The organism is Shimia fortis (genome assembly GCF_040225985.1).
Classification (GTDB): Bacteria; Pseudomonadota; Alphaproteobacteria; order Rhodobacterales; family Rhodobacteraceae; genus Shimia.
Map to the genome: position 1 here is coordinate 172,227 of NZ_JBBPEU010000006.1, position 11,624 is coordinate 183,850.

10 protein-coding genes are annotated in these 11,624 nt (G+C 63.2%); 5 read left to right on the plus strand and 5 right to left on the minus strand.

Annotated features, from left to right (window positions below; genetic code table 11):
- Nucleotides 1–31: 31 nt before the first annotated feature.
- Nucleotides 32–1,615, plus strand: a complete 1,584-nt coding sequence (locus tag WNE31_RS11435; RefSeq protein WP_349979910.1) for a M10 family metallopeptidase C-terminal domain-containing protein — start codon at nt 32–34, stop codon at nt 1,613–1,615.
- 6 nt (nt 1,616–1,621) lie between these two features.
- Here the strand turns inward: WNE31_RS11435 and WNE31_RS11440 are convergent, their stop codons facing one another.
- The 3 genes from WNE31_RS11440 to WNE31_RS11450 all read right to left on the minus strand — a co-directional run bounded on the left by WNE31_RS11440 (nt 1,622) and on the right by WNE31_RS11450 (nt 5,497).
- Nucleotides 1,622–3,244 (minus strand): GMC family oxidoreductase, encoded by a 1,623-nt coding sequence (locus WNE31_RS11440; protein ID WP_349979911.1) that lies wholly within the window; start codon nt 3,242–3,244, stop codon nt 1,622–1,624.
- A gap of 177 nt (nt 3,245–3,421) precedes the next feature.
- Nucleotides 3,422–4,126 (minus strand): UTRA domain-containing protein, encoded by a 705-nt coding sequence (locus WNE31_RS11445; RefSeq protein ID WP_349979912.1) that lies wholly within the window; start codon nt 4,124–4,126, stop codon nt 3,422–3,424.
- A 9-nt stretch (nt 4,127–4,135) separates the two neighbouring features.
- Nucleotides 4,136–5,497, minus strand: coding sequence for a formimidoylglutamate deiminase (locus WNE31_RS11450; protein WP_349979913.1), 1,362 nt, complete (start codon nt 5,495–5,497; stop codon nt 4,136–4,138).
- Nucleotides 5,498–5,575: 78 nt separating this feature from the next.
- On the opposite strand from WNE31_RS11450, the gene hutI reads away from it, so the two are divergent.
- From hutI to hutU, 4 genes are read left to right on the plus strand one after another with little or no spacing between them, the layout of a single operon-like run.
- Nucleotides 5,576–6,778 (plus strand): imidazolonepropionase, encoded by a 1,203-nt coding sequence (gene hutI / locus WNE31_RS11455; RefSeq protein ID WP_349979914.1) that lies wholly within the window; start codon nt 5,576–5,578, stop codon nt 6,776–6,778.
- On the plus strand, nt 6,775–8,310 hold the full coding sequence (hutH, locus tag WNE31_RS11460) for a histidine ammonia-lyase (RefSeq protein ID WP_349979915.1): 1,536 nt from the start codon (nt 6,775–6,777) through the stop codon (nt 8,308–8,310). The genes hutI and hutH overlap by 4 nt, the downstream gene beginning before the upstream one ends.
- Nucleotides 8,307–9,119, plus strand: coding sequence for an N-formylglutamate deformylase (gene hutG, locus WNE31_RS11465; protein WP_349979916.1), 813 nt, complete (start codon nt 8,307–8,309; stop codon nt 9,117–9,119). The genes hutH and hutG overlap by 4 nt, the downstream gene beginning before the upstream one ends.
- 4 nt (nt 9,120–9,123) lie before the next feature.
- Nucleotides 9,124–10,794 (plus strand): urocanate hydratase, encoded by a 1,671-nt coding sequence (gene hutU, locus WNE31_RS11470; protein WP_349979917.1) that lies wholly within the window; start codon nt 9,124–9,126, stop codon nt 10,792–10,794.
- Between the two features lie 16 nt (nt 10,795–10,810).
- Here hutU and WNE31_RS11475 read toward each other — a convergent pair whose 3' ends face one another.
- Together WNE31_RS11475 and WNE31_RS11480 are read right to left on the minus strand one after the other, a co-directional pair.
- Complete coding sequence (locus WNE31_RS11475) at nt 10,811–11,272, minus strand: hypothetical protein (RefSeq protein WP_349979918.1); 462 nt, start codon at nt 11,270–11,272, stop codon at nt 10,811–10,813.
- A gap of 9 nt (nt 11,273–11,281) precedes the next feature.
- Nucleotides 11,282–11,533 carry a hypothetical protein gene (locus tag WNE31_RS11480; protein ID WP_349979919.1) on the minus strand — a complete coding sequence of 84 codons (252 nt, stop codon included), beginning with the start codon at nt 11,531–11,533 and terminating at the stop codon, nt 11,282–11,284.
- Nucleotides 11,534–11,624: the final 91 nt, after the last annotated feature.

Here is an 11,624-nt window from a genome sequence, read left to right on the forward strand (position 1 = left end):
GACCTTTTCATTCAAGACATTGGAGCGGCACGTGACAATCCAAGGCGTATCCCCGAACGAATTGCACAGCCGCATCGCGGCGATCCAGTACGATCAGTCTTTTGGTCCGTTTCACACCACACAGGCCGCGCCTTTGCAGATGTCCTATCACTTTGGCAACCAGCGCCCGGATGATCTGCTGGACTGGGGCTGGACCAATGTGTCGGGCTATACCTACCTGACCAATGCGCAGCGCCAGATGGTGCGCGACGGGCTGGCCGAATATGCCCGTTATATCAATGTCGAATTTGTCGAAAGTTCCGATCAGAACACCTATCACCTGTCCTTCGTGCGCGCCTCGGACGGGGTGCCGGACGGGCAGGGCTGGTGGCAATACACCTATGGCGGCGGGTTCCAGTATGACGGCGCGGTGGTGTTCGACACAGCCCTGAATTTCAACCAGAGCTGGATTCCATGGTTGATCCTGCACGAAATCGGTCACGCCATGTCGTTCAAGCATACTGGGGATTATGACGTGCTGGGCGGTGGTGCACCCGCGCCGTTCCTGCCCGAGGACGAAGACAATTTCCAGTTCTCGGTCATGTCCTACAACACCAACCCTGACACCTCGGCTTATCCTCTAAACCTCATGCTTTATGACATCGCCGCGCTTCAAGAGCGCTGGGGGGCGAACATGTCCACCCACGCCGGGGATGATACCCATGCCCCGCGCGCGGATGGCAATGTCTCGGTGATCTGGGATGCGGGCGGGGTGGATGAAATCACCGCCGAAAACAGCACGGGAAACGCGATTATCGACCTGCGTCCGGGCCGGTTTTCCGAATTTTCGATTGCGGGGGACGCGGCTTTTGCGCGGCTCGCGGTGCCTTATGGCGCCGAGATCGAGAATGCATCCGGGCGCGCGGGGCATGATGTGCTGCGCGGAAACACCCTCGACAACCGGCTAGCGGGTCAACGCGGAAATGACTCTCTGATAGGGTTCGAGGGCAGTGACACGCTGCTTGGGGGGGATGGATATGACACGCTGAACGGGGGCGCGGGGCATGACGTGCTGCATGGTGGTGACAGCGCCGCAGATCTGCGCGACATCCTCTATGGCGGAGACGGGGATGACCTGATGACCGGCGGCTATGGCAACGACTCGCTGCGCGGCGATGCCGGGGCCGACACCCTGACCGGCGGTTTCGGCTCTGATACGCTGATCGGGGGCACGGGCGAGGATCAGTTGACCGGATCGGCACTGTCGGATGTGCTGTTCGGCGGCGACGGGGCGGATTTTATCAATGGCGGCTTTGGCCATGACCGCGTGAACGGTGGGGCCGGGGCCGACCGGTTCTTTCACCTCGGGATTTTCGACCATGGGTCGGACTGGATTCAGGATTATAACGCCAGCGCCGGCGATGCCCTGCAATTCGGCGACAATGCGGCCCGTGCCGCGCAGTTTCAGGTCAATTTCGTCGAAACCACCGGCGCGGGTGTCGAAGGGGTTGAAGAGGCCTTTGTGATCTACCGCCCCACGGGCCAGATCATCTGGGCGCTGGTTGACGGCGCGGCACAGGACAGCATCCACCTGATGGTGAATGGCCAGAATGCCCTGGCCGACCTGTTGGCGTAACACGCCTCAGGCGCTGGCGTAGGTCGCCTTGATCATGTCGGCACATTTCTCGCCGATCATGATGGTGGGCGCGTTGGTATTGCCGCTGACCACGGTGGGCATGACAGACGCATCCGCGACGCGCAGCCCTTCCAGCCCGCGCACCCGCAATTCCGGGTCAACCACAGCCATATCGTCCACCCCCATCTTGCAGGTCCCGACCGGGTGATAGACCGTATCGGCACGGTCACGGATATGCTGCTCCCATTCCGCATCGGTCATGTTGTCATGCACACCGAACAATTCGGCATGTTTGTATTGCGCCATGGGCGGGGTTTCCATGATCGCGCGGGTTATCTTGGCCCCCTTGATCAGTGTTTGCAGGTCACGCTCGTCCGACAGAAATCTGGGATCAATCCCCGGATCGGCCATCGGGTCGGCTGTTTCCAGGAACACTTCGCCCCGCGAATAGGGGCGTAGAACGCAGACATGGCAGGAATAGCCATTGCCCAGATGCAGCTTGCGCGCATGGTCATCCACGATCGAGATTACGAAATGGGTCTGTACGTCGGGCCGATCCAGAGACGGATCCGTTTTGAAAAACGATCCCGCCTCGGCGATGGTCGAGGCCGCCATGGAATTCCCGTCCTTGCGCCACTTCATGATCTCGCGCAGTGACTTCATGCCGGCCCGAAGGCCGATGCCGATATTGTCCGTATCCTTGGTCTTGTAGGCGAGGATGAAATCAAGATGGTCCTGCAGGTTTTTCCCTACCCCCGGCAGGTCATGCACCATGTCGATACCATGTTTGCCGATCTCGTCCCGATTGCCGACGCCCGACAGCATCAGCAGTTGCGGAGACTGGAACGCGCCGCCAGACAGGATGACCTCGCGTGTGCAGCGCACCTCTTTGTCCTGTTTGCCCTGCCGATAGGCGATCCCGACCGCGCGCTTGCCCTCGAACAGAATGCGGGTGGCGCGCGCGCGGGTGATCACCGTCAGGTTGGGGCGGCTGTCCATCACCGGATGCAGATAGGCCGCCGCTGCCGAGCAGCGTTCCCCGTTCCGGTCGGGGCTGTGGAACTGTGTACATTGGTAGATCGCCGCGCCTTCATTGTCGCCGCTGTTGAAATCCTGCGTCTCGCGGATTTGCATCTGGGTATTGGCCTCGACGAAGGCGCGCGAGATCGGGCGCGGCGCCTTGGCGTTCGACACCTGCAAGGGGCCGCTGTCGCCGTGATGGTCGTTGCCGCCGTTCTCGTTGTTCTCGGCCTTCTTGAAATAGGGCAGCACCTCGTCCCAGCTCCAACCGGTGCAGCCTGCCTCGGCCCAACCGTCGTAATCCTCTTTTTGCCCCCTGACATAAAGCATTGCATTGATTGCACTGGATCCGCCGAGGGTGCGGCCCCGTGGCTGGTACCCGCGCCGTCCGTTCAGGCCCGGTTGTGGTACGGTGTTGAAGGCCCAGTTGTTGATTTTGCCATATCCCGGCAGCATCGCCACAACCCCCATCGGCATGCGGATCAGGATGTCCTTGCCGTCGCCGCCCGCCTCGAGAAGGCAGACGTTGACATTCGGGTTTTCGCTCAGACGTGCGGCCACGGTTGCACCGCCCGAGCCTCCCCCGACAACGATATAGTCATAGGCCATGGTTTCCCCCCTTGTATTTCTTGCGTCGCGGCATGCTCAGTTCATGCGGACGCGCGCCCGGTCTGTGCCAGAACAGGATCAGGAGAAAAGGTTTTGCCCCACCTGTCCAGAAAAATTGGACCTGCACGGCCCGTGACCCAAGGTCATTTTCAGGGGTAGAACGAACGGAAACGGCCCTTAAATGCGCGTTGTCATCCGGTATCCCGGTGCGAAATACATGCGGGCCAGCGTGACCGGCGCGGCCTTGAGCCACGTGGTGCGTTCTGCCAGAAACACGGGTTCGCCTGCCGTGGTTTCAAGAAACTGGGCGATGGTCGCGTCCGCCTTGGTCGCGGTGAAACTCAGCTCCAGATTGGTCAGCGGCACCCGCTGCACCAGCCATTCATTGGGGCCGATGTCCGTGAAATCCGCTTTCAGTGCCTCGGGGATGGTGTCGGCCACGATCCAGCGCACCTCGTATTGGAAAGGCGCATTGTCGGCGTAATGCATGCATTCCAGGTGCAGCACCCGCTGGTTCGGTGTCAGGTCAAGCCGCCCCGACAGCCATGTCGGCGCCGGAATGACGCGCCGCGCCACAAGCGCATAGCGATAGGCGGCACCTGCTTGTTCGACCTCTTCGCGCACAAGCGGAATGGCAAAGCGCGCCTGACGGACAGGCGCGGCCAAAACCCGCGTACCCGCCTTGCGCCTGCGTTCAAGATACCCTTCCTCTGCCAGTTCGCGCAGCGCCCGGTTGACGGTGGTGCGAGTGCTGGAAAACTGGTCCGACAGTTCGGCCTCGTTGGGCAGGAAACTGTCAGGCGGCCACGTCCCGTTCTGGATGCGTTCAAGGACGATCTGCTTGATATCGCGATAACTCAGGGGGGCTTGGGGTCTGGTCATGGGTTGGCCTTAGAGAAGATTGACCAGATCGGCAATCGCGGTTTTATACCGCGACAGGATGGCATCCCGCGCCACGTGGCGTCCAGCCCGGACCATGTGCCGCCCCGCTGACCATGTATCGCTGACCAGGCCATCCGGTGCGGCGAATACCAGCCCGTCCAGAAGCTGATGATCCTGCAACGCACAGAGGGCGGGGTGGGTGCGGTCGATCGCCACCAGATCGGCCAGCATCCCTTCGCCGATCTGCCCTGCCTGTCGATCAAGGGCCTGCGCGCCGCCTTTGGCCGCACCCGTGTAAAGCGTGGTGCCCACCGAGGCGCCATCGCGCACCAGAACATTGCGCGCGCGGTCCCTCAGCCGCTGGGAATATTCCAGCAGGCGCAGTTCCTCGCCCAAAGAAATACGCACATTCGAATCCGACCCCACGCCAAAGGCCCCGCCCGCCTCAAGATAAGTCGCGCCATTGAAAATGCCGTCGCCCAGATTGGCCTCGGTGATTGGGCACAGCCCCGCCACGGCCCCGCTCTGGGCCAGTGCGCGCGTTTCGGCATCGGTCATGTGGGTGGCATGGATCAGGCACCAGCGATCGGTCACGTCGACATTGTCCAGCAGCCACGCGACAGGGCGCGCGCCAAGGGCCTTTTCGACCGCTTTGACCTCGGCCCGTTGCTCGGCGATGTGGATATGCACGGGGCCGTCGGGCGTGGCGCGTAGGACTGCGGCCATGTCGGTGGGTGTGGTCGCGCGCAGCGAATGAGGCGCGATCCCGACCCGCGTGTCTTTGAACGCTGCACGTGCGAGGGCGCGGCAATCCTCGACAAGCCGCAGGTAGGCGTCCGACTCGTTGGCAAAACGCAACTGCCCGCCGCGCAGGGCTTCTTGCCGGACCCCACCATAGGTATAGAGCACTGGCAGGTGGGTCAGGCCGATGCCCGTCTGGTCGGCCGCCGCAAAAATGCGCGCACTCAGTTCCGCGGGCGCTGCATAGGGCGTGCCATCGCGGCGGTGATGGACATAGTGAAACTCGCCCACCGCGGCATAGCCCGCTTCTTGCATCTCCATGAACACCAGCGCGGCGATGGCCTCGACATGATCCGGGGTGAGCTGGCCCAGAAAACGGTACATCAGATTGCGCCACGTCCAGAAACTGTCGCGCCCCGCGCCCCGCGTTTCGGTCATGCCGGCCATGGCCCTTTGAAAGCTGTGGCTGTGCAGGTTTGCCAACGCGGGCAACAGCACGCCCACGCAGACATCGTCTGGCGCGGCAGATACGCCGGTTTCAATGCGACGGATGCGGCCGTCTTCCAGCGCCAGGCGCACGTTGCGACACCAGTCCGCGCCGATCAGGGCAGTGTTTGCGTGGATTGTCATTTTCAATTTTATGTCTACACTTATTATCCAAATAAGTATACGAAAAAAAATCACACGCAATCCCCGGAGTCGACTCGCATGACCACGCTCACCCTGTTGACCAATGCCGTTTTGGCCACGATGGCCCCGTCCGAACAGCCTTATGGCCTGATCGAGGCGGGCGCGATGGTGCTTTCGGGCGGGCGGATCGAATGGGTCGGCCCAGGGGATGCGCTGCCCGCCGGGAACTATAACGTGCAGGATCTTGGGGGGCGTCTGGTCACGCCCGGCCTGATCGATGCCCACACGCATGTTGTTTTTGCCGGCAACCGTGCCGCCGAGTTCGAGATGCGTCTGAATGGGGCCAGTTACGAAGACGTCGCGCGGGCAGGGGGCGGGATCGTGTCCACGGTCACAGCCACCCGCCGCGCCACGGTTGACGATCTTGTGCAAGAGGCTTTGCCAAGGGTGGATGCGATGATCGCCGAAGGGGTGACAACGCTGGAGATCAAATCCGGCTATGGGCTCAACGTCGAGGCCGAGATCGCGATGTTGCAGGCGGCGCGCCGGATTGGCGAATTGCGTTCCGTCTCCGTGCACACGACCTATCTCGGGGCGCATGCGGTGCCACCCGAATACGGGGGGCGCGCAGATGCCTATATTGACGAGGTGGCCCTTCCGGCCCTACGCGCGGCGCAGGATCTGGGGCTGGTGGACGCCGTCGACGGGTTTTGCGAGGGCATTGCCTTTACCCCTGCCCAGATTGATCGCGTCTTCAATGTTGCTCAAGAGCTTGGCCTGCCGGTCAAGCTGCATGCCGAACAATTGTCCGATCTCGGGGGCGGGCGCCTTGCGGCCAGCTATGGCGCCCTTTCGGCGGATCATTTGGAATACCTGAACGAATCCGGCGTGCGGGCCATGGCTGCGGCGGGCACCGTCGCGACAATCCTGCCGGGGGCGTATTACACCCTGCGCGAAACCAAAGCGCCCCCGATCGACCTATTGCGCGCACATGGCGTGCCGATGGCGCTGGCTACGGATTGCAACCCGGGATCGTCGCCCATGACCTCGTTGCCCTTGGCAATGAACATGGGCTGCACCCTGTTTCGCATGACCCCGGAAGAGGCGCTGGCGGGCGTTACGTGCCACGCCGCAAGGGCGCTTGGTCTGTCGGACCGGGGCCGCCTTGTACCGGGGTTGCGCGCCGACCTGGCGGTCTGGGATGTCACCCATCCGGCCGAACTGTCCTATCGCATTGGCGGGGCACCGCTTTACCAACGTATCTATGGAGGTACCTTGTGACCGATCTGACGCTAACACCGGGCCAGGTGACGTTGGCCCAGCTCGAGGCGGTGTATCGCGATGGCGCGACCGGCGCGCTTGACCCGGCCTGTGCGGTCTCGGTACGCGTGGCAGCGGAGCAAGTGGCCCAAGCGGCGGCGGGGGACCAGGCTGTTTATGGGGTGAATACGGGGTTCGGCAAGCTGGCCTCGCTCAAGATTGCGCCACAGGACACGGCGCTTTTGCAGCGCAACCTGATCCTCAGCCATTGTTGCGGCGTGGGCGATCCCATGCCGCGCGCGCTGGTGCGGCTGATGATGACGCTCAAGCTGATGTCTTTCGGTCGCGGGGCGTCCGGCGTGCGCTGGGACATGGTGCAGCAGTTGCAAGACCTTCTGGCGCGCGGGGTGACGCCCGTGGTGCCCTCTCAGGGGTCGGTCGGGGCCTCGGGCGACCTCGCGCCGCTGGCCCACATGACGGCGGTGCTGATCGGAGAGGGGCAGGCCGACGTTGCGGGTGAGATCCTGCCGGGGGCCGAGGCACTGCGACGGGTCGGGCTGACCCCCGCCACCCTTGGGCCGAAAGAGGGGCTGGCCTTTATAAACGGGACACAGTTTTCGACGGCTTATGCGCTGGCCGGGTTGTTCGAGGCGTGGCGCGCGATTGGCAACGCGCTGGTAGTGTCGGCCATGTCGACTGATGCGGTCATGGGGTCCACCGCCCCGCTACAGCCTGAAATCCACAGCCTGCGCGGCCATGCGGGCCAGATCGACGCGGCCGCCACGATGCGCGCCCTGCTGGCGGGGTCAGAGATTCGCGAAAGCCACCGCGAAGGTGACCACCGCGTGCAGGATCCATATTGCATCCGTTGCCAGCCACAGGTGACCGGCGCCGCGATGGACGTGCTGCGACAGGCGGCGGGCACCTTGCTGATCGAGGCGAATGCCGCGACGGACAATCCGCTGGTGTTAAGCGGGGCTGGGCTGATTGTCTCGGGTGGCAATTTCCACGCCGAGCCGGTGGGCTTTGCCGCTGACATGATCGCGCTGGCGCTGTCCGAGATCGGCGCGATCAGCCAGCGTCGGATCGCCCTGATGGTGGACCCGACGCTCAGCTACGATCTGCCGCCCTTCCTGACGCCGGATCCGGGGCTGAATTCGGGGTTGATGATTGCCGAGGTGACCACCGCTGCCCTGATGAGCGAGAACAAGCATCTGGCCAACCCTTGCGTGACCGACAGCACCCCGACCTCGGCCAATCAGGAGGACCACGTGTCGATGGCTGCCCACGGGGCGCGCCGGCTTTTGCGGATGGGGGCGAACCTCAACTACATTCTGGGGGTCGAACTGTTATGTGCCGCGCGGGGGATCGAGTTTCGTGCGCCGCTGGCCACCAGCCCCGCGCTGCAACGGGTTGTGGACCGCCTGCGTCGTGATATCCCGACGTTGGAGGGTGACCGCTATCTTGCGCCCGATCTGGAAACGGCCAAGGACCTAGTTGCGCAGGGCGATCTTTTGCAGGGGCTGGAGCATGATCTTCCGGGGCTGGCATGAGCGCGGTGGTCGAGGTTCTGCAGGGGGACGGCCCCATTGTGCTGGGGCAGCCGCATGGCGGCACCCATGTGCCTGCGCCGATCATGGCGCGGCTCAACGCAAACGGGCAGGGGTTGGCCGATGCCGATTGGCATATCGCGCGGCTTTACGAAGGATTGCTGCCGTCGACGACCGTTGTGCGTGCCAATGTCCACCGCTATGTGATCGACGCCAACCGAGATCCGTCGGGCGCATCGCTGTATCCCGGGAAGAACACGACCACCCTTGTGCCGTTGACCGATTTTGACGGGCGTGCGATCTGGCGAGACGGGCAGGCCCCTTCGGCGGACGAGATCGCAGGGCGCCGCGCGGCCTATCACGCGCCCTATCACGCCGCAGTGCAGGCGGCGCTGGCGCGGGCAAAAGACCGTCACGGGATTGCGATCCTGTTTGACTGCCATTCGATCCGGTCAACCATTCCCTACCTGTTTGAAGGCGTATTGCCCGTGTTCAACACTGGCACGGATGGGGGGAGGACCTGCGCGCAAGTGATTGAAGCGGCGGTGCACGGAGTGGCCCGCCAGTCGGGGCAAAGCCATGTGCTGAACGGGCGTTTCAAAGGCGGCTGGACGACCCGACACTATGGCCGCCCCGACACGGGTGTGCACGCGATCCAGATGGAGATCGCGCAGCGCGCCTACATGCACGAGGCGGCCCCGTGGCGCTGGGACGGGCCCCGCGCCGCCGCGTTGCGCCCTCATCTGAAAACCATGCTCGACACCCTGAACACGCTTGCGCTGTCTGGCGCGCTGACCGAAGGAAAGGACTGACCTCATGCAACACCCGCGCAAGAACGCCCGCGATATCTTTCCGCCCACCGGCCCCGAGTTGACGGCCAAGAGCTGGCTGACCGAGGCCCCGTTGCGAATGCTGATGAACAACCTGCACCCTGATGTGGCCGAGAACCCGCACGAGTTGGTGGTCTATGGCGGGATCGGACGCGCGGCGCGGACATGGCAGGATTTCGACCTGATCGTGGACAGCCTGAAAGACCTCGAGGTGGACGAGACACTCGTGGTGCAGTCGGGCAAACCCGTCGCCATCGTGAAAACCCATGCGGATGCACCGCGCGTTCTGATCGCCAATTCCAACCTCGTGCCGCATTGGGCGACGTGGGATCATTTCAATGAACTCGATCGCAAGGGGTTGATGATGTACGGTCAGATGACGGCGGGGTCGTGGATCTATATCGGCACGCAGGGCATCGTGCAGGGCACCTATGAAACTTTCGCCGAGGCCGGACGTCAGCATTACGGCGGCGATTTGCGCGGGCGCTGGATCCTGACCGGGGGCCTTGGCGGTATGGGTGGGGCGCAACCACTGGCGGCCGTGTTTGCGGGGGCCTGCTGTCTGGCCGTGGAATGCAACCCCGACAGCATCGCCTTCCGCCTGCGTACCGGATACCTTGATGAACAGGCCGAGAGTCTGGACGAGGCGCTGGAGATGATCGACCGCTGGACCAAGGCGGGCGAGGCGAAATCGGTAGGGCTTTTGGGCAATGCGGCGGACGTTTTTCCCGAACTGGTCCGGCGCGGCGTGCGCCCCGATATCGTCACCGATCAAACCAGCGCGCATGATCCGGTGAATGGCTACCTGCCGCAGGGCTGGTCGCTGGCCGAGTGGAAGTCGAAACGCGAAACCGCCCCGAAAGATGTCGAGAAAGCCGCCCGCGCCAGTATGAAAGTACAGGTCAAGGCGATGTGCGATTTTCACGCAATGGGCATTCCGACGGTGGATTACGGCAACAACATCCGGCAGATGGCGCTGGAAGAAGGGCTGGAAAACGCGTTTGATTTCCCGGGGTTCGTGCCGGCCTATATCCGGCCGCTGTTCTGTCGCGGCATCGGGCCGTTTCGCTGGGTGGCTTTGTCCGGCGACCCCGAGGATATCCGCAAGACCGACGCCAAGATGAAAGCGCTTTTCCCCGAAAACACCCACCTGCACCGTTGGCTGGACATGGCCGCCGACCGCATATCCTTTCAGGGGTTGCCAGCGCGGATCTGCTGGATCGGGCTGGGGGACCGTCACAAGGCGGGACTGGCCTTTAACGAGATGGTGCGCAACGGCGAGTTGAGCGCGCCAGTTGTGATCGGGCGAGACCATCTGGACAGCGGGTCGGTCGCGTCGCCCAACCGCGAAACCGAGGCGATGCGCGACGGGTCGGACGCGGTGTCGGACTGGCCGCTGTTGAATGCGCTGGTCAACACGGCCTCGGGTGCGACCTGGGTGTCACTGCACCACGGGGGCGGAGTCGGCATGGGGTTTTCGCAACATGCGGGCGTGGTGATCTGTGCCGACGGCACCAACGAGGCCGCGCGCCGGATCGAACGTGTTTTGTGGAACGATCCGGCCTCGGGGGTGTGGCGGCACGCGGATGCGGGCTATGAAACCGCGATCGACTGTGCCCGCGTGCACGGGCTGCGCCTGCCCGGAATTTTGGGATAGACGCGCGCCGCGCGCATCATTTCTTGAGGTTGTTGATCAGTGCCTTGGCAATTGCACCGGCCGCCCCCGGCGCAACCACACCCAAGGGATCGCGCGCCATTTTCTTGAGCGCGTCCGTCGCCTCTTTGGCCTCGGTCGCGACACCGCGCAGCTCGGCCTCGATATCCTCAAGCGCCATATCGCGCACTTCGGTCACAGCGGCGGTTTCGTCGCCGACGTCGGATTTCGTGGCGATCACGGCAAGCAGCACCGCCAACCCGATATTGACCAGCGCCACGATCAGACCCGACATGGCGTAGGATAGGGTTTCGGCCAGCGCAAAAAAGGCCGCCACGTTCAGCATGACCAGCCCAACAGCGGCGGCAATCCCCGCCGCCGCCATGAGACCCGTCTGACGGCGCAGCACGGCCAGGTGATGTTGCGCGATCAGCCGTTCCGACCGCAGGATGATAGAGATGTTTCTGGAGATACGGTTCATGGGGGTCTCCTATTTGCCGCGTCCAGCCATGAAGCCAAGGGCAAAGACCCCCAGCGCAAATAGCAGGGCGGATTTATGCGGAAAGTCGTCGAGATCATTGAGAAGGCTTGTCACCTCGTCCTCGATACTCAGCTTGCCCAACAGCGTGTCGCCGGACCCGTCCCCGTCAGAGGGTTCGTTTTCCTCGGGCGGGGCCGCCTTCTCCGCCAGCAATTTGCGAAGCTCTTTCAGCTCTTCTTCGAGTTCGGCCTTGGTCGGCATGGCAATCTCCTTTGGTTTCCAACACCGGCGCGGGCCCATGGCCGCCGTGCGTGTGTCTGTTCCGGTCTCTGTGACAGGGTGGGTTATGGGG